20 protein-coding genes are annotated in these 16,908 nt (G+C 38.8%); 11 read left to right on the forward strand and 9 right to left on the reverse strand.

Going from position 1 to position 16,908, the window contains the following annotated elements; genetic code table 11:
* Nucleotides 1-25: 25 nt before the first annotated feature.
* Nucleotides 26-931: an aldo/keto reductase gene (locus AC3ISE_RS14420; protein ID WP_489221521.1), complete on the forward strand. Its 906-nt coding sequence runs from the start codon at nucleotides 26-28 to the stop codon at nucleotides 929-931.
* 136 nt (nucleotides 932-1,067) lie between these two features.
* On the opposite strand, the gene AC3ISE_RS14425 is transcribed toward AC3ISE_RS14420, so the two are convergent.
* The 4 genes from AC3ISE_RS14425 to AC3ISE_RS14440 form a co-directional block, all read right to left on the reverse strand.
* On the reverse strand, nucleotides 1,068-1,322 hold the full coding sequence (locus AC3ISE_RS14425) for a DUF3886 domain-containing protein (RefSeq protein ID WP_489221522.1): 255 nt from the start codon (nucleotides 1,320-1,322) through the stop codon (nucleotides 1,068-1,070).
* A 66-nt stretch (nucleotides 1,323-1,388) separates the two neighbouring features.
* Nucleotides 1,389-2,057 carry a CoA transferase subunit B gene (locus AC3ISE_RS14430; protein WP_070877635.1) on the reverse strand — a complete coding sequence of 223 codons (669 nt, stop codon included), beginning with the start codon at nucleotides 2,055-2,057 and terminating at the stop codon, nucleotides 1,389-1,391.
* A 14-nt stretch (nucleotides 2,058-2,071) separates the two neighbouring features.
* Nucleotides 2,072-2,767: a CoA transferase subunit A gene (locus AC3ISE_RS14435; protein WP_489221523.1), complete on the reverse strand. Its 696-nt coding sequence runs from the start codon at nucleotides 2,765-2,767 to the stop codon at nucleotides 2,072-2,074.
* A 17-nt stretch (nucleotides 2,768-2,784) separates the two neighbouring features.
* A complete protein-coding gene (locus AC3ISE_RS14440) occupies nucleotides 2,785-3,972 on the reverse strand; it encodes an acetyl-CoA C-acetyltransferase (RefSeq protein ID WP_489221524.1) in 1,188 nt (395 codons plus the stop codon).
* Between the two features lie 794 nt (nucleotides 3,973-4,766).
* On the opposite strand from AC3ISE_RS14440, the gene AC3ISE_RS14445 reads away from it, so the two are divergent.
* Nucleotides 4,767-5,672 (forward strand): hydroxymethylglutaryl-CoA lyase, encoded by a 906-nt coding sequence (locus AC3ISE_RS14445; RefSeq protein ID WP_489221525.1) that lies wholly within the window; start codon nucleotides 4,767-4,769, stop codon nucleotides 5,670-5,672.
* Between the two features lie 16 nt (nucleotides 5,673-5,688).
* Here the strand turns inward: AC3ISE_RS14445 and AC3ISE_RS14450 are convergent, their stop codons facing one another.
* Entirely contained in the window at nucleotides 5,689-5,982 is a 294-nt protein-coding gene (locus tag AC3ISE_RS14450) for a DUF5316 domain-containing protein (protein ID WP_489221526.1), read from the reverse strand.
* A gap of 113 nt (nucleotides 5,983-6,095) precedes the next feature.
* Here AC3ISE_RS14450 and AC3ISE_RS14455 point away from each other — a divergent pair, with 113 nt between their 5' ends.
* Nucleotides 6,096-6,224, forward strand: a complete 129-nt coding sequence (locus tag AC3ISE_RS14455; RefSeq protein ID WP_263596930.1) for a hypothetical protein — start codon at nucleotides 6,096-6,098, stop codon at nucleotides 6,222-6,224.
* A gap of 120 nt (nucleotides 6,225-6,344) precedes the next feature.
* Nucleotides 6,345-7,271, forward strand: coding sequence for an alpha/beta hydrolase (locus AC3ISE_RS14460; protein ID WP_489221527.1), 927 nt, complete (start codon nucleotides 6,345-6,347; stop codon nucleotides 7,269-7,271).
* 42 nt (nucleotides 7,272-7,313) lie between these two features.
* On the opposite strand, the gene AC3ISE_RS14465 is transcribed toward AC3ISE_RS14460, so the two are convergent.
* Complete coding sequence (locus tag AC3ISE_RS14465) at nucleotides 7,314-7,556, reverse strand: DUF2552 family protein (protein WP_070876733.1); 243 nt, start codon at nucleotides 7,554-7,556, stop codon at nucleotides 7,314-7,316.
* Nucleotides 7,557-7,569: 13 nt separating this feature from the next.
* Entirely contained in the window at nucleotides 7,570-7,893 is a 324-nt protein-coding gene (locus AC3ISE_RS14470) for an iron-sulfur cluster biosynthesis family protein (RefSeq protein ID WP_489224343.1), read from the reverse strand.
* 122 nt (nucleotides 7,894-8,015) lie between these two features.
* On the opposite strand from AC3ISE_RS14470, the gene AC3ISE_RS14475 reads away from it, so the two are divergent.
* Nucleotides 8,016-8,207: a YheC/YheD family protein gene (locus tag AC3ISE_RS14475; RefSeq protein ID WP_489224344.1), complete on the forward strand. Its 192-nt coding sequence runs from the start codon at nucleotides 8,016-8,018 to the stop codon at nucleotides 8,205-8,207.
* Nucleotides 8,208-8,938: 731 nt separating this feature from the next.
* Here AC3ISE_RS14475 and AC3ISE_RS14480 read toward each other — a convergent pair.
* Both AC3ISE_RS14480 and AC3ISE_RS14485 read right to left on the reverse strand, forming a co-directional pair.
* A complete protein-coding gene (locus tag AC3ISE_RS14480) occupies nucleotides 8,939-9,679 on the reverse strand; it encodes a glycosyltransferase family 2 protein (protein ID WP_489221528.1) in 741 nt (246 codons plus the stop codon).
* A gap of 13 nt (nucleotides 9,680-9,692) precedes the next feature.
* Complete coding sequence (locus AC3ISE_RS14485; RefSeq protein WP_489221529.1) at nucleotides 9,693-10,865, reverse strand: glycosyltransferase family 2 protein; 1,173 nt, start codon at nucleotides 10,863-10,865, stop codon at nucleotides 9,693-9,695.
* Between the two features lie 227 nt (nucleotides 10,866-11,092).
* Between AC3ISE_RS14485 and AC3ISE_RS14490 the strand changes: the two genes are divergently transcribed.
* The 6 genes from AC3ISE_RS14490 to AC3ISE_RS14515 all read left to right on the forward strand — a co-directional run bounded on the left by AC3ISE_RS14490 (nucleotide 11,093) and on the right by AC3ISE_RS14515 (nucleotide 16,892).
* Nucleotides 11,093-12,394 (forward strand): nucleotide sugar dehydrogenase, encoded by a 1,302-nt coding sequence (locus AC3ISE_RS14490; RefSeq protein WP_489221530.1) that lies wholly within the window; start codon nucleotides 11,093-11,095, stop codon nucleotides 12,392-12,394.
* Nucleotides 12,391-13,368 (forward strand): NAD-dependent epimerase/dehydratase family protein, encoded by a 978-nt coding sequence (locus tag AC3ISE_RS14495; protein WP_489221531.1) that lies wholly within the window; start codon nucleotides 12,391-12,393, stop codon nucleotides 13,366-13,368. The genes AC3ISE_RS14490 and AC3ISE_RS14495 overlap by 4 nt, the downstream gene beginning before the upstream one ends.
* On the forward strand, nucleotides 13,365-14,279 hold the full coding sequence (locus AC3ISE_RS14500) for an NAD-dependent epimerase/dehydratase family protein (protein ID WP_489221532.1): 915 nt from the start codon (nucleotides 13,365-13,367) through the stop codon (nucleotides 14,277-14,279). The genes AC3ISE_RS14495 and AC3ISE_RS14500 overlap by 4 nt, the downstream gene beginning before the upstream one ends.
* A 56-nt stretch (nucleotides 14,280-14,335) precedes the next feature.
* Nucleotides 14,336-15,184 (forward strand): glycosyltransferase family 2 protein, encoded by an 849-nt coding sequence (locus tag AC3ISE_RS14505; protein ID WP_489221533.1) that lies wholly within the window; start codon nucleotides 14,336-14,338, stop codon nucleotides 15,182-15,184.
* Between the two features lie 61 nt (nucleotides 15,185-15,245).
* Nucleotides 15,246-16,076 (forward strand): glycosyltransferase family 2 protein, encoded by an 831-nt coding sequence (locus tag AC3ISE_RS14510; protein ID WP_489221534.1) that lies wholly within the window; start codon nucleotides 15,246-15,248, stop codon nucleotides 16,074-16,076.
* A gap of 27 nt (nucleotides 16,077-16,103) precedes the next feature.
* A complete protein-coding gene (locus tag AC3ISE_RS14515) occupies nucleotides 16,104-16,892 on the forward strand; it encodes a glycosyltransferase family 2 protein (protein WP_489221535.1) in 789 nt (262 codons plus the stop codon).
* The last annotated feature ends 16 nt before the right edge of the window (nucleotides 16,893-16,908 follow it).

Consider the following 16,908-nt stretch of genomic DNA (forward strand, 5'->3'; position numbering starts at 1 on the left):
AAGACATATAGGCAGGAGTGATACGATGAAGAAAAGACAATTGGGCACATCAGATTTAATGGTCAGTGAATTGGGACTTGGCTGCATGTCTCTTGGAACAGATAAAGAACAGGCTGAATCCATCATTGATGCAGCTCTATATGAAGGAATCAATTATTTTGATACAGCGGATTTGTATGATTTCGGATTAAATGAAGAGTTTGTAGGCGATGCCTTAAAAAAACGAAGAAAAGATATCATTCTTGCAACGAAAGCCGGAAACCGCTGGAACGAGAACAAAGACGGCTGGACGTGGGATCCCTCTAAAGCCTATATAAAAGAAGCGGTGAAAAACAGCCTTAAACGATTAAAGACCGATTACATCGATTTGTATCAGCTGCATGGCGGCACAATGGAAGATAACATTGACGAAACGATTGAAGCGTTTGAAGATCTGAAAAAAGAAGGCGTCATCCGTTATTACGGAATATCCTCGATTCGTCCAAATGTCATTAAACAGTACTTGGAAAAATCATCGATCGTATCCGTCATGATGCAGTACAGTCTGCTCGACAGACGTCCTGAGGAATGGTTTTCTCTTCTTAAGGATCAAAACGTCAGCGTGATTGGAAGAGGTCCTATGGCAAAAGGTCTACTAACAGACAATTGGGAGTCCAAGCTTTCTGAGAAAGGCTATTTATCCTATAGCGAAGAGGAACTGCGCCGGGTGCTTCCATCAATTGAAGCAGAAACTGATTTATCCATGACAGAAACCGCCGTTCAGTACTGCCTGAAACAGGCTGCAGTAGGATCCATTATTCCCGGTGCCAGCAAAATTGAACAGGTTCAGGCTAATTGCCGTGCTGCCAATGCACGTCCTTTATCCGGCGAGGAATATATAGCGCTGCAGGCACTTACGAAATTTGATAAATATGAGCAGCATCGGTCTTAGTAATTGGTGCACGATTAGGGATTCTTTCCGAATAAGGAAGAATCCCATCTTATTAGCTTTTACTTCTATATACATTCAATAAAAAGCAAAAAAAAACGAAAAAGAAACTGACTCAGGTGAGTCAGTTTCACTTATGTCATTTATAATCAGACCACTTCATACTGCTGTCATTGAGCAGCTCTTCAAAGCTTTTGTTCTTCTCTTTTTCTTTTTTCTCTTTGATTTTTTGAAGGCGTTCTTGCTCTGCCTTCTGCTCCTGTTCTTCCACCAAGCCTTTTTTCATGTTTGATAGTTTTTGGAACAAATCAGACTCAAGATGATCCTTTAAGTTGAGGCTGTCGTCTGTTTTTTTAGGCTGAGGTCTTTGCTGTTTTTTTTGTTTTTTAGCCATGATGATCACTCCCGTATCCTTTCATTATATACAAGAAAGGTGGTTTATAGAAAGCGATTTGACCTTTTAATAAGCATCAAGCTTTACATCGTCTCCGATGATCAGCTCGGGCTCTGTTGATTTTTTGATATCTTCGATTGTGTAGCCTTTTGCGACTTCGACAAGCTTCAGGCCAAGCTCTGTTACATCAATGACAGCTTGATCTGTAATGATGCGGTGGACAACCTGTTTCCCCGTAAGCGGCAATGTGCACTCATTGAGAATTTTTGACTCGCCGGATTTGTTCACATGCTCCATGATGACAATGATTCTTTGCGCGCCATGTACTAGATCCATGGCTCCGCCCATTCCTTTAATCATTTTGCCTGGAATCATCCAGTTTGCGAGATCTCCTTTTTCGGATACTTCCATGCCACCTAGAATTGCCACATTCACGTGTCCTCCGCGGATCATGGCGAATGATTCGGCACTGTCAAAATAAGCAGACCCCGGAATAGCCGTAACCGTTTCTTTTCCCGCATTGATTAAGTCAGGGTCCACATCCGCTTCTTTCGGATATGGGCCAATTCCAAGAAGTCCATTTTCAGATTGAAGGACAACCTGTTTGTTTTCGCTGATATAATTGGCAACAAGTGTCGGCATGCCGATTCCCAAGTTCACATAGAAACCGTTTTCAATTTCCTGTTCCGCTCTTCTTGCAATTTTTTCACGCACTCCTACTTTATCCTGTATCATCGCTTTGCCTCCTGTCATCCTGTCTTTTGTACCGTTAATCGTTCAATGCGTTTTTGCTGCTCGCCAAGTATCAATGATTGTACATAAATGCCCGGCGTATGAATCTCACTTGGAGCAATCTCACCTACCTCAACAAGTTCTTCAATTTCAGCAATTGTTACTTTTCCCGCTGCTGCAATCATCGGATTGAAGTTTTGAGCCGTTTTATTGTAAAGCAAATTGCCCATTTTATCAGCCTTCCACGCACGGACAAGGCTGAAGTCTGCCGTAAGCGCTTCTTCAAGCAAATATTCTTTTCCGCCGAAGCTTCTCGTCTCTTTACCTTCTGCGATTGTCGTTCCTACACCTGCTGGCGTATAGAAAGCCGGAATTCCTGCACCGCCTGCCCGGATTTTTTCAGCAAGCGTACCCTGCGGGACAAGTTCAACTTCAATCTCCCCTGAGAGCACTTGACGTTCAAATTCTTTATTTTCGCCAACATATGAGCTGATCATTTTTTTGATTTGCTTATTTTTAAGAAGCAGCCCAAGACCCCAGTCATCTACTCCGCAATTGTTCGAGATGATTGTTAAATCCTTTACGCCTGTTTCTACTAATGCAAGAATCAGATTCTCAGGAATTCCGCATAAGCCAAATCCGCCAACCATTAATGTTGACCCGTCTTTAATATCCTTCACTGCTTCTGTAAAAGATGTATACACCGTTTTCATTTTTTTCACCCCAGAAATTATAGATTTTCAATGATTGTTGCTACACCTTGTCCTCCGCCGATGCAAAGTGTCGCCAAACCGCGTTTTGCATCTCTGCGCTTCATTTCGTGAATGAGTGTAACAAGGATTCTTGTGCCGCTCGCTCCGATTGGATGTCCTAGTGCAATGGCGCCGCCGTTTACGTTCAGCTTTTCTTTATCAAAATGAAGTTCGCGGTCAACGGCTATCGATTGTGCTGCGAATGCTTCATTTGCTTCCACCAGGTCAATATCTTTCATGCTTAGCCCGCTCTTCTGAAAGGCTTTTTGCACAGCTGCAACCGGTCCAATCCCCATAATGCTCGGATCAACGCCAGCGTTGCCGTTCGCTGTAATTTTAACTAGCGGCTGAATGCCAAGCTCTTCCGCTTTTTTTCGGCTCATCACAACTACGGCAGCTGCACCGTCGTTTATTCCGGATGCATTGCCTGCTGTGACAGATCCGTCCTTTTTGAAAGCTGCCCTTAACCCGCCAAGCTTCTCAGCTGTTGAACCCGCACGCGGAAACTCGTCTGTATCAAATGTGACGGCATCCCCTTTGCGCTTGGGAATAACGACAGGCGTAATTTCATCTTTAAACGTTCCAGCCTGAATAGCGTCTGTTGCCTTTTTCTGGCTCCAGGCAGCAAACTCATCCTGCTCTTCTCTTGAAATTTCATATTTATCGCATAAGTTTTCAGCTGTTACGCCCATATGATAATTGTTGAAAGCACACGTTAATCCGTCGGAAACCATTGTGTCGATCAGCTTTTGATCGCCCATTTTGAATCCGTCCCGTGCATTTTTTAATATGTATGGTGCCTGGCTCATATTTTCCATGCCGCCGGCAACGATAATGTCAGCATCTCCGGACAAAATTGCCTGTGCAGCAAGATGAACTGTTTTCAGCCCTGAACCGCATACTTTATTGATTGTCATAGAAGGAATGTTTTCCGGCAATCCTGCTTTAATAGCTGCTTGACGCGCAGGATTTTGCCCAAGTCCAGCCTGAAGGACATTCCCCATGATGACCTCGTCGACCTGCTCCCCTTTTAATCCCGCTTTTTCGAGAGCGTCTTTAATGACGATAGCTCCAAGCTCAGGAGCAGATACACCCTTCAGTGATCCCCCAAAACTTCCAATTGCCGTACGGACTGCACTTACGATGACCACTTCATTGTTGCTCATTTCTCATTCATCCCCTTTTTTCATTGGTTCATAGATTGGTTTCGCTAAATAAAGATAAATTCCTTCAAAATTTTCAAGATTCAAATTTCATTTGCATCTACTCCTAGTTAACTACTAATATAGAAATATGTAAACCCTTTCATACGAAAAGCGGAACCGACTGCTCAGCTCCGACAGACAGATAAGGATCAGCCAGTGAAGGCGCTTTTTGCCTTTGCTGGCTGATCCGTTCTGGCCGAGGAGTTAGGAGGTGGAGCTAGACATCACGAAAAGCGGAATCGCCCGTTTAGCTCCGACAGACAGATAAGTCTCAGCCAGTGAAGGCGCTTTTTGCCTTTGCTGGATGAGACGTTCTGGCCGAGGAGTTGGGCGATGGAGCTAGACATCACGAAAAGCTGAATCGCCCGTTTAGCTCCGACAGACAGATAAGTCTTATCCAGTGAAGGCGCTTTTTGCCTTTGCTGGATGAGACGCTCTGGCCGAGGAGTTGGGCGATGGAGCTAGACAACACGAAAAGCGGAATCGCCCGTTTAGCTCCGACAGACAGATAAGGATCCGACAGAAAAGGCGCTTTTTGCCTTTACTGGCGGAGCCGTTCTGGCCGAGGAGTTAGGAGGTGGAGCTAGACACCACGAAAAGCGGAATCGCCCGTTTAGCTCCGACAGACAGATAAGTCTCATCCAGTGAAGGCGCTTTTTGCCTTTACTCGTTATGCGTTCGAGCTGGAATTACAGAATAGCGAAACCGTCCATTTATTTCCACATCAACCATTGCAGAAAGGCTGGTGCTTCAAGTTGAATCTTCCTGAACATGTGACATTAATTGAAGTTGGCCCGCGTGACGGGCTTCAAAATGAAAAAAATGAAATTCCGACTGATGTTAAGATTCAGTTTATCAAGGAGTTAAAAAAAGCTGGTTTTAAGGAAATGGAGCTTACATCATTTGTTTCTCCCAAGTGGGTTCCGCAATTGAAGGATGCTCTAGACATCATTCAATACTGCACAGATGAACACCGGAATCTTGTGCTGACTCCAAACGAAAAAGGCGTCATGCGGGCAAAAGAGGCAAAGTGCCGGGATGTAGCCTTTTTCGTCGGGGTAAGCGAATCCTTTAACTTAAAGAATATTAATTCAACAACGAAAGAAAGTATGAATAAGCTTTTGCCGCTGATCCGCGAGTTAAAAACAGACGGATTTTTTGTTCGCGCCTGTATTTCCACTGCTTTCTACTGTCCGTATGAGGGGAAAATTCACCCTGATGCTGTGCTGGACATTTGTCAGCAGTTTGCGGATGCCGGAGTGGATGATTTAAGTGTGGCTGACACGATTGGAATGGCGAATCCTCTTGAGGTTTATGAGCTTTTTTCCCGCTTGAAAGCGCAATTTCCCGACATGCTGCTGACAGCCCATTTTCACGATACACGCGGGATGGCACTGGCGAATATTTATGCTGCTTTGCAGGCGGGAGTCGACAGGTTTGATACTTCTGCCGGCGGGCTTGGAGGCTGTCCGTTTGCACCAGGCGCTACTGGAAATGCTGCGACTGAAGATGTTCTTCATATGCTGAAGGCTTTGAACATTGAGACTGGGATTGATATGAATCAGCTTTTAAAAGCAGTTGAAGTGATTGAGCCCCATCTTGCAGGAGCGATTCAAAGCAAACAGCATCTGCTGCACAAACAGGAAAAGGCGGTTAATTAAGACAGGCAGAAAAAGCTTAAATAAAGAGAATGAATGCGGAAATAATGGCGGCAGCACAGCTTGGCAAGCCTAGTAAAAACAGCTGGATAGCCCAGTTTGTCCTCGCTTCCCTGTGCTCCTTTGTTTCTGAATGAAAATTAGCGCTTATACGGTCTCCGCCGAGGAAGGCATTTGTCAGCAGGCCTGAGATCCCGAAGCAAATCAGAACAACTCCGGACATCATGATGAAAAACAATTGAAGATCCTTCTCAGTAAAACTGATGATGCCTGCTATACATGCAGTCAGAATTCCAGTTCCCAATGCTTTCATGTTTTTCACGCTCCTTTTCCTTTATACGTAATGGACAGGCAGGATGTTTCGTTTATTTGTATAATTTCTATTCTTTTTCCAAACGTTAGGATTATAGAAAGGAGCGATACCTCATGTCACATGAAAAAACATCAAAAAGTCAAAAAGGGAAACCGAATGCTGATACAGTAAAGCAAACGATGGCGTTTGAAGAAATGGAAAAGGCCGTTCATCCGACAAAGCGGCAAAATTCTGAGCAGTGATCATGCGGCAAGCCGTCCCTGGCTTGCTGTTTTTTTGCCTGAATTGCGGAGATCCTTATTTCCTGTCCGCCTTTTCTCATGCTAAAATAATTTCATGAACCTTTGAGAGGAAGAATGCATATGAAAAAATGGCTGATCGGAGCAGGTATTGTTCTCTCCTATATTTTTATCGTGGGATTCTTTTTTACCAATCAGATGATGTATATGAAAAAGAAGACGGATAAAGAAATTATCGACCGTGAAACGAAGGACGGACATTACGACGAGAAGGAATATGATTCTTATAACAAAATTGAAGTTTCCATCCCTTCGAAATTCGGCTATGACATTAAAGGCATGCTCATCGCCCCTCATAAAACCTATTCATATGTGATTATTTGCCACGGAGTCACAATGAACCGGTATAATTCCATCAAGTATATGAAGCTTTTTCTAAACCGGGGGATGAACGTGCTGATCTATGATCACCGCAGACACGGAGAATCAGGCGGCAAAACAACAAGCTTTGGACATTATGAAAAATTTGACCTCCAGTCTGTTGTGCACTGGCTGAAGGACCGGGTTGGCGATGAACTGCATCTTGGCATTCACGGAGAATCAATGGGAGCTGTTACAACATTGCTTTATGCAGGACTGGTTGAAGACGGTGCTGATTACTATATTGCCGATTGCCCTTTTTCTGATTTACAGGAGCAGCTGCTGTACCGCTTGAAATCCGATTTTAAACTTCCGGGCTACCTGGTTATGCCGATTGCAAGACGCTTTCTTAAACTCCGCGACGGCTATTCGCTTCAGGATGTCTCCCCTATCTCCGTGATTGACCGGATTCAGCATCCTGTTTTATTTATTCACAGCAAGGACGATGATTACATACCGGCTGCGATGACACAGCAATTGTTTGATAAAAAGCCTGGTTTCAAAAAGATTTACTTTGCTGAAAAAGGTGCGCATGCTATGTCATATACTGAAAACCGGGATGAATATGAGCGCATTATTGATGAATTTTTTGTAGAATTGAAGAAACACAGGCACACTGCCAATATATAAGAAATACGCCCGGGTTCAGTCTCTGAATCCGGGCGTTTCGTATTAACCAAGAACATCTGTTATTTCTTTCATATTTTCGCCCATATAGGCGATGGCTTCGTCAATTGTGGCAAACTCTTTTGCCTCAAAGGTCATTTCATCCTGCAGAAGCCAGACATCTTTCTTATCCTCGTATACTCCTCCGATGGACCAGTGAAGCAGCGTATAAGGATGGTTGCTGTTTAAAAAGGAAACCCAAGTTTTATTTAACGCAATATTTTTAAGTGATGTTAAGCGGTCCTTCATCTTTTTCTCCACCTCACTTTACTGTTAAGCTCATGCGGGGATTCAAGATTTGCGAAGGACATGTCAGCATGTATGTGTTTGCTGTTTCATTAAAATCGATGGTCATTTTTTCATCTAAGAAAACCATTTTCGATTTTTCAACAAGTACCGGAAATGCGTTTGTGTCAATTTCCAGATCATCACTGTCTTTTTCATCTATGAGCCAAAGTGCCGTAACACCGCTGACAACGCAGCCGCAGCCGTCTGTATCATATTTTAATTTGATGTGCTTATCTGAATTCTCCTGAACGTTTCCTGAAATTTTTTTGATTGCACGCTCTGTCCATTTTATTTCCATCATCTATGTCTCCTCATTTCAGCTTGCATACGGCCATTTTATCATAAGTTTCCAAACTACGCATAAGGACCTGCTTTGTCACGTTGAAATGCCTGATTGAATCCATCTGCAAGGAATTGTAGATAAATAGAAATGGCTACACAATGGTGTTTGAAGATTTTTTAAAGCAAGAATTTGACGATGAATATTACAATGCGAAAAGATATTTAGAACATTTTTCAATTCGTTTTTCCGAGAACTTTGATGGCTTGTATAAACATTCGCTCGACGAATTGGGATATGAGATCTGCTTAGATTCGAACCAGAAAATTTGAGGCTGGGTAGTCCAGCTACTTTTTCTCCCGAGTTTGATGTTGCAAAGCTAATGATTTGTACGCCCGTTTTTTAGCTGAAACAAGCAGACAGCTGACGAACCTTATTTCAAAACATGAATGCATTCTAATATATTGCCATTCCACCCTCTAAGGATCTTCAAATTCATCAGGATGAAATTGTCTTTAAATCGATCAAGGTGATGATTAATCTCATCACCTTGATCGATTTTTAAAAAAACGTAACCAGTATTATGAAATTACTTGTAGATAATGGCGTCAACGAAGTTATGATAAATGAAAAAATGAGAAAACTTAAGTTCTTACTATTAGAAAATGGTCTGACTGACACTTGAAGTAACAAAAATTAAAAATAATGTAGTTAGCCCTGCCCTTTCCTGTTCAAATGAATATATTATCTTGAATGAATTTTCGAAAGGATGTAAAAATATGGGAAAAAATAGTAAAAGTTGTAGTGGTGACAAATTATGTCATTATCTCGCAGATTACAAGGGTAATGAAGTATCCATTACTACAAAGACTGGAGATATCATTACCGGTGAACTAAGACGTGTAAAAGACTGCGTCGTACAAATTATTGAGCCAGGTAGTCTATCCCCTTTTGTTGGACAAAGATTGACATTCATCCGTTGTCAAGACATTGAAAGCTTTTCAGTTGAATATCTGTAAGCTGAATAAGTTATAGAATTAGAAGAAAGACAGTGACAACATGATCACTGTTTTTCTCTTTTATCCATAAAGTCCTCAATAGCAAGAGTTTTGGTTACGAATCTGCTTCGCCTTCTTAAAATCGACTCCCTTGCATCAGAGGTATGATGCTGAGGTGTATCATATCGAATGTACACATAATGTTCCTTTGATAGAGAATACATTTTTAACTTATTTTCAAAGCATAGCCGTTGAAAAGCACTATCCTCACCTTGATTGACAGCAGGAAAGGACACTTTTTTAAAAATTTCTTTCCTAAACACCACCGACGCCCCACTTAAAAAATATGAGCTTTTATAGCAGTTTTGGTCATTATTCAATATCCAGTGATTCTCATGATTAGGATTATATAAACGTAATTCTTGATATTGTTTAAAATATATATAAAAAGTGCTTTTACCAACTACATCTGAATTGGTTCCCACCACAGCCTCATATGCTTCCTTTAAATACTCTGAACCGTAGTAATCATCATCATCCATCTTTGCGATGAAATTATATTTTGCCATCTCAACCCCTTTATTTAAACACTCTCCTAAACTCATCTCAGCTGGAGTTTGCAAGATATAACAATTAATTGTGAGTTCTTCCAGAACTCGATAGATCCTATTCAAGTTCATACTTGAGGAATTAAGAATTAAGATTAGTTCCTTTTCAGGTAAGGTCTGTTTTTGATAATTACTGATAATATTTTTTACATACTCCTCCCTATTTGTGCAAGCAATAACGGAAATAATGCTGATCACCACCCTAGTGTAACTATTTTTCAGTAAGCAACTTATTAAAATACTTAAACCAATCTTCAACATTTGAATTATTTTCTAGATTTTTATATTCTTTTGTTAACTTTGTTCCTCTTGTAATTTTTTTAAATTTTGGATCATTTTTAAATGGAGGTGTTTGACCAAAAGCTAGTAATTTTAACATATCTTCAAATTTCTCTGATAAAATTTTATAATTTTTCCCCATATTTTGAATTGATTTATGTTGTTCCAAAATATCTGATAGTGTGGTATATGGGACAGCTTTTCTTAAATCTAATGATAGAAGAAAAATATCAAAATCTGGATGCTTTAGACAAAATTTTTGATAGTTCTGTATCGCTATTTGTCCTCTATTTGGGTTTACAGGACTCATTTGTTGGAATGCTTCAGTATTGGTGGAAAAGCAAAATTTTCCTCCTTCTAAAAAAAAGCGATAAGCAAACTCCCAGTCTTCATAACCTAATGGTGAAAATTGTTCATCAAAACCTCCAATTGATCTTAAACAGTGCTTTGGTATTGATACATTACCAGTACAAAAAGAAATCCACGGCAATTGAAAATTATTCAGCATGGGACCGTGTGTAGATATAATCTTTTCAAACATGTTTACAAATTGGAGATTAGGTCGAAAAACAAACGGTGTATAATTTTCTTTATATATTTCTTCTTCAAATAATAAATGTTGATCTGGTGAGTCCAGCATCCGTTGTTGAATATAAGGATCATTAAATTTCTCATGTAAAACCTCTTTTTGAAGTTCAGACCATCTATTCTTATAATCATATGAAAATATATAATGCCAATGTCCCATTCCTGATACGGCAAAATTCTCCTTATTTTCATGTTCCTTAACGTGGGAATCAATAAAGGTTGAGGGTAAAATGAAATCACTATCACAAAAAATAATCAAATCACCTTCTGCTGCTTGTATCCCTGTGTTTCTTGCAGCTGGAGCCCCTTTGTTTATAGGATGGGATAAAACAGTTAAATTATCAAATGAATACTGCTTTAATAAAGTTAACGTATCATCTGTAGATCCATCATCAACAATTATTACCTGATACCTTGACTTCGGATAGGACTGTCTGTCAAGAGATAAAATGGTATTCCGCAATATTTTTCCCCGGTTGTATACTGGAATTACAACACTAACTTGAGTAGGTTCCATAAAATAACCTCCTGAATCAAAAAATAAAATAGAGAATTTTAGAATTTAAACTTGTACTTTTGAATCATCGTATATCATATGAATATCAATAATTTTTGTTAATGGTGATATAAAGTGCTATTTGTAATTTACATAAGTTTTTGATGTCACGTTATATTAGACTATTCCCTCCTAGGTTTATCTGCATAGGATAAACAAATAAATTATAAAATTGAGGGAAGTAAAATATGTTAGATACAATAAAGCACAATACTGCCCATTTAATGAAGGTTGGTATAATTGGATTAGGCTATGTTGGATTACCCCTTGCTCTTCTCTTTGTAAAGAAGGGATTCGATGTCATCGGAATAGATATCGACCAACTCAAAGTAGAGAGTTTGGAACAAAATACCTCATATATACCGGATATTAGCGATGAAGAAATTAAAGAGGCATCCTTCTCAGGAAAATTTACTGTTTCTTCAAGCTATCTATGTGTTGAAATGTTAGATGTAATCATTATTTGTGTACCAACACCTTTGACTCCTTCTTATACACCAGATTTAAACTTTCTTCTTGATGCAGGAAAGTCACTTGTCCCACACCTGAAAAAAGGACAACTGGTTATCCTAGAAAGTTCAACTTACCCTGGAACAACGAAAAATGAACTTCTCCCCGTTTTGGAAAAGAACGGATTCCATGTAGGAACTGATTTTTTCCTTGCCTATTCCCCTGAACGCATTGATCCAGGGAATAAATTATTTATGGTAGACGAAATTCCAAAGGTAATCAGTGGAGTTACGGATCAATGTAAAGAGCAAATTTATCATTTGTATAGCCAAGTTTATAGACAAGTTTTTGTCGTTTCTTCACCTGAAGCGGCTGAACTTACCAAGTTACTTGAAAATACTTTCCGCTTTATCAACATTTCTTTTATCAATGAAATGGCCATGTTATGCGATGAATTAAACTTAAATGTGTGGGAAATTATTCAAGCAGCAAATACGAAGCCTTTTGGATTTACTGCTTTTTATCCTGGACCGGGTATTGGAGGACATTGCATTCCTGTTGATCCGCTATATTTGCAGTGGGTCGCAAAAAATAATGGGACATTCAGCCAATTTGTTGAGCTATCGAACCGAATTAATCAAGATATCATACACTACATCGTTGACCAGGTTGAAGCTATATCATCTAAAGAAAATCCACGTATTCTTATTTACGGTGCTGCCTATAAAAAAGACACTAATGACCCTCGAGAATCATCTATTTTTACCATCATTCAAAGACTGAACAACTCTTCCTTCCAGGTAACCTATCATGATCCTTTTATTCCAGAAATAACCGTTAATGGTGTAAAAATGCAGAGTATCGCCTTTACAGATGAGCAAATTCAACAAGCGGACTGTATCCTGATTCTAACGAATCATACTGAAATTCCCATTCAAAAAATATTAGAGCATGCAAAGCTTGTTTATGATACTAGAAATATTACTGAGGGTCTCTCCGGAAATGCCAAAGTTATTCGATTAGGGGGCGGATGCCAATGAAAATACTTGTAACAGGCGGTGCAGGGTTTGTTGGATCACATATTGTAAAAAGGCTGATTGAGTTGAACCATGCTGTAATTACATTGGATGATTTATCGACAGGGAAAAGAGCTTTTCTTAACGAGGTGATTAACCATCCTAAACATACATTTGTGAATGGGTCAGTGCTGAATCGTGAACTTCTCGAAAGCTTAATCAACCAGTGTGATCTCATTTTTCACTTAGCAGCCGTATTAGGAGTTAAGAATACAGTCGAAAATCCACTGAAGGTAATTGAGGGAAACATTGACGGAACTCGGAACGTACTAGAACTTGCTTATCCAAGAAAGATTAAAGTGATTTTTTCCTCTACATCTGAAGTGTATGGGAAAAACGACCAACTTCCATTCAGTGAATATTCGAACAGAGTATTGGGACCAACTACGACACATCGCTGGTGTTATGCTACAGCAAAGGCCCTTGACGAACATTTATGCTTTGCTTATTCACATATTGGGCTACCTGTAACGGTTGTCCGCTATTTTAATGCCTATGGACCCCGAGCTACAGCTTCACAATATGGAGGTGTTATCCCAAAGTTTATTACCGCCGCATTGAAAAGAGAACCATTAACGGTATATGGAGATGGTAAACAAACCCGGTGCTTTACGTATATTGATGATATGGTTACTGGAACGCTCTCTTGCATTGACCATAAATATAATAATGAGGTATTCAACATTGGTAAGGATCAAGTTATTTCGATTAATGAACTTGCTGAAAAAATTAAATTTTTAAGCAATTCGACATCCCCTATCATTCATATTCCTTATAAAACTGCGTATGGTGAAGGCTATGAAGACACGCCTAATAGAATTCCAGATATCACAAAGTCAAATAAACTGTTGGGTTTCTATCCTGCAATTGATATTGATGAAGGACTTAGAAAAACAATAGCTTGGTATAAAGCAGAAATTGAGAGGGAGGAAAAATGAGGGTACTAGTAACGGGAGGAGCTGGCTTTATCGGTTCCCATATTGTTGATTTGCTCATTAAAGGGGGGCATGAGGTAATCGTTGTTGATAATTTAAGTACAGGAAATAAAGAGTTTATTAATAAAAAAGCGAACTTTTATTTGTTAGATATTACCTCGCCTCATTTAGAGGATGTTTTTACCAAAGAAAAACCGGAATATGTCATTCATCAAGCAGCACAAGTGGATGTGGCAAAATCTGTTCAGAATCCGGTTGACGATGCAGACTCTAATATCATAGGCACCATCCTTTTATTGGAATGCTGTCGAAAGTTTCATGTTCAAAAATTCATTTATGCCTCTTCTTGTGCCGTATATGGAGAAACTGACGACTGCAGTATTCAAGAAGATTTTATCTTACACCCTACATCTTTTTATGGAATCTCTAAGTTTACTCCGGAATTATATATTCGACTTTATCATCAATTCTATGATATTCCCTATACCATCCTCCGATATGCCAATGTTTATGGTCCTCGTCAGACTCCAAAAGGTGATGGAGGAGTTATAGCTAGCTTCATTCAAAAGGATTTAAAAGGTGAACAATCGGTAATTTATGGGGATGGAAAACAGACTAGGGATTTCGTTTATGTGAAAGATGTTGCAGCAGCGAACCTTCTCGCTCTAGAAAAAGGAACAAATCAAATTATAAACCTCGGTCTAAATAAAAAAACAAGTATTAATAAGTTGCATGCTTTAATTTCATCTAAAAATATTTCACCATTATTTCTTCCAAAAAGAAATGGAGATATCCAATACAGCAGGTTGAATAATGAAAAAGCAATGCAGTTATTGGGCTGGAGTCCTAATTATGATTTGATAAGAGGTTTGAATGAGACAAAAAAGTTTTTTGAAAATAATAGTTCCAAATGAAGAAATTCTAACAGAATTTCAGGTAGTAAATAGCCTTTCAAAAGCAAAGGGGAAACATGATGGGTAGTAAGGTGACTGTTCTTATTCCATTTTATAATCCAGGTTCCTATATATTGGAAGCATTGGATAGTGTTTTTTTACAAACTTATAAAGACTGGCAAATTATCTTAATAGATGATGCTTCTACAGATAACACTGTGACTATAATAGAAGATTACCTGAAAGATCCACGAGTCAGATTGGTTCGGCATTCTCAAAACATGGGTCAATCTAAAAGCATGAACACGGGTTTAAAACAAGTTGAAACCCCCTTTCTGATCCAACTGGATGCAGATGACTGGTTTTATCCCCATACTTTAGAGATCTTAATAAAAGAGACGGAAACGAATCCTGAGGAAATAGCTGTTTTTAGTGGAAATATAAACGTATTATTTGAATTTTCAAAAAATGAAGCCATCCGTAAAAGAAATAGAAATATTCAATCATTAAAAAAACAAGAGCGGTTAAGAACGAAGGCACAAACCATAGTGAGAGGACGCTCTTTCCAGAACCGATATGATTTTCTCATGGCTAATTGTTCGGTATGGCCTCGTTTCTATCTTACTTCTGCGTTGCAAAGCGTTGGGGGATGGCCGGTAGATGATCCATATGAAGGACGTTACGCAGAGGACTTAAGCGTTCTCTTGCGTCTAATTGAGAATTACCGCTTTCATTGGGTCGATGAGGTTTTGATGAACCATCGTCGACATAACTATAATCAATCCAATATGGAAAAAATTTACGGGGAAGTTATAGAGTGGAGAGTTCGGGATACATTAAAGCGTTGGGGGGATGATTTTGAGCCCATTTTTAAAACGACTAAAAAAGGGTGGAAGGTGGTTACGCAACTTAAAGCCAAAAAATAAAAAGTCATTTTTTCAACTATAAAACTCTCCCTTAACATTTTTATTGAAAGGATGATTGTCTTTGTCAGAAATCACCATCATTATTACCCTATTTAACAAGGATAAATTTATTGAACAAACGATTAATAGTGTCCTTAAACAACAATTTACTGATTGGAAATTATTGATAATTGATGATGCCTCAACAGATGACTCAACAAAAAAAGTGGAACTATTTCTTCCAGATGAGCGTATAAAACTAATAAAGTTAAAAAGAAATTTAGGCCAAACCCATCTATTAAATTTTGCGTTAACACTCATTGATACCCCCTTTTTTATCCAATTAGATGCAGATGATTGGTTAGATGAAAAAGCCCTTCTTCATTCCTATAATGTTATGAAATCTAACACAAAGTTAGCAATAGTTTATGCTAATAATATTGATTATATCGAAGATGTGAATGGAAATATTGTTTCTACTCGACAAATTACTCATAAGCAGTTTAATGACCGCTATGAATTACTCAAGGAATTATGGTATACATTATTGCCAAGATTTTACCGGACTGATGCTGTAAAAGATATTGGAGGCTGGTTAGCTCAGTCAGACGGTGATATGTTAGTCGAGGATTACCAAATGATATTAAGGCTGGCTGGGAAATACGACTGGAAATGGCTTAATGAGACCCTATATTATCGTAGAATTTATGATGGAAATAATAAAAAACATACGGATACACTCCCGATAAGAACCCAGTATGTTTACGACCTCTATAATCAGCTCCTAAAAGAGTGGGGAGACGAATACCGCGCTAGATTCGTAAAAGTCTGGGGAATGTATGTAATTAAAGATTATATTCCTACTAAAAAAAATAAACGGATTAAAAACCCGCGATTTTCGGTACCACTTTAAGTAATATTCAAAATGGAGTGAAGCATTATGGACGTATCCGTTCTTATCCCTTTTTATAACCCAGGAAAAAAACTTATTCAAGCAGTAAAAAGTGTTTTTGAACAAATCTATGAAAATTGGAAACTCATCTTAATCGATGATGCATCCACTGATGAAAGTGTTACATTAATTACCGAGTATCTAAAGGACCCCCGCGTAATACTAATAAAAAATCACCAAAATGCCGGAACAGCTTTCAGTTTAAATCAAGGATTAAAGCTTGTAGATACCCCATTTGTCATTCAATTGGATAGCGATGACTTTTTTTATCCTCATACCTTGGAAATATTGATAAATGAAGCAAAGTTCCACTCTGACGAAACAGCAATGATTTGCGGCAACGCAACAATCGTATTTGAAAATGAACATGGAACTCGATGGTTCACTTCCATTTACAAAGGTAAATCTTTTAAAGATAAATATGAATTACTATCCTCAAATCAAAATTTATTTCCTTATTTTATTCGTACTAATGCACTTATCGATGTTGGTGGATGGCTTGGAGAAAACTCTTCACATGGAAGATTACTTGGAGACAAGGAACTTTTGCTGAGAATCATCGAAAAATACAATATTCATTGGATCGATCAAATGTTATATCATGTGCGCAGACACGAGCAAAACCTAGTAAATGAGAATGTAAAAGGATACTATAAGAAGGTTTTTGAAGAGATTGTAAGTATATCATTACAACGTTGGGGTGGAGAATATCGACCTATCTTTACTTATGATGAAGGAGGTTGGAGAATCTTAAAAAAGCTAGAACGAAATATCTGAAAATATCTTCAAATAA

The organism is Metabacillus sp. KH_069, assembly GCF_057838075.1.

Bases quoted from the DNA above. Each gene is read 5' to 3' on its own strand.
- AC3ISE_RS14420 (WP_489221521.1), top strand. From the start codon at position 26: ATGAAGAAAAGACAATTGGGCACATCAGATTTAATGGTCAGTGAATTG.
- AC3ISE_RS14425 (WP_489221522.1), bottom strand. From the start codon at position 1,322: ATGGCTAAAAAACAAAAAAAACAGCAAAGACCTCAGCCTAAAAAAACA.
- AC3ISE_RS14430 (WP_070877635.1), bottom strand. From the start codon at position 2,057: ATGATACAGGATAAAGTAGGAGTGCGTGAAAAAATTGCAAGAAGAGCG.
- AC3ISE_RS14435 (WP_489221523.1), bottom strand. From the start codon at position 2,767: ATGAAAACGGTGTATACATCTTTTACAGAAGCAGTGAAGGATATTAAA.
- AC3ISE_RS14440 (WP_489221524.1), bottom strand. From the start codon at position 3,972: ATGAGCAACAATGAAGTGGTCATCGTAAGTGCAGTCCGTACGGCAATT.
- AC3ISE_RS14450 (WP_489221526.1), bottom strand. From the start codon at position 5,982: ATGAAAGCATTGGGAACTGGAATTCTGACTGCATGTATAGCAGGCATC.
- AC3ISE_RS14455 (WP_263596930.1), top strand. From the start codon at position 6,096: ATGTCACATGAAAAAACATCAAAAAGTCAAAAAGGGAAACCGAATGCT.
- AC3ISE_RS14460 (WP_489221527.1), top strand. From the start codon at position 6,345: ATGAAAAAATGGCTGATCGGAGCAGGTATTGTTCTCTCCTATATTTTT.
- AC3ISE_RS14465 (WP_070876733.1), bottom strand. From the start codon at position 7,556: ATGAAGGACCGCTTAACATCACTTAAAAATATTGCGTTAAATAAAACT.
- AC3ISE_RS14470 (WP_489224343.1), bottom strand. From the start codon at position 7,893: ATGGAAATAAAATGGACAGAGCGTGCAATCAAAAAAATTTCAGGAAAC.
- AC3ISE_RS14485 (WP_489221529.1), bottom strand. From the start codon at position 10,865: ATGGAACCTACTCAAGTTAGTGTTGTAATTCCAGTATACAACCGGGGA.
- AC3ISE_RS14490 (WP_489221530.1), top strand. From the start codon at position 11,093: ATGTTAGATACAATAAAGCACAATACTGCCCATTTAATGAAGGTTGGT.
- AC3ISE_RS14495 (WP_489221531.1), top strand. From the start codon at position 12,391: ATGAAAATACTTGTAACAGGCGGTGCAGGGTTTGTTGGATCACATATT.
- AC3ISE_RS14500 (WP_489221532.1), top strand. From the start codon at position 13,365: ATGAGGGTACTAGTAACGGGAGGAGCTGGCTTTATCGGTTCCCATATT.
- AC3ISE_RS14505 (WP_489221533.1), top strand. From the start codon at position 14,336: ATGATGGGTAGTAAGGTGACTGTTCTTATTCCATTTTATAATCCAGGT.
- AC3ISE_RS14515 (WP_489221535.1), top strand. From the start codon at position 16,104: ATGGACGTATCCGTTCTTATCCCTTTTTATAACCCAGGAAAAAAACTT.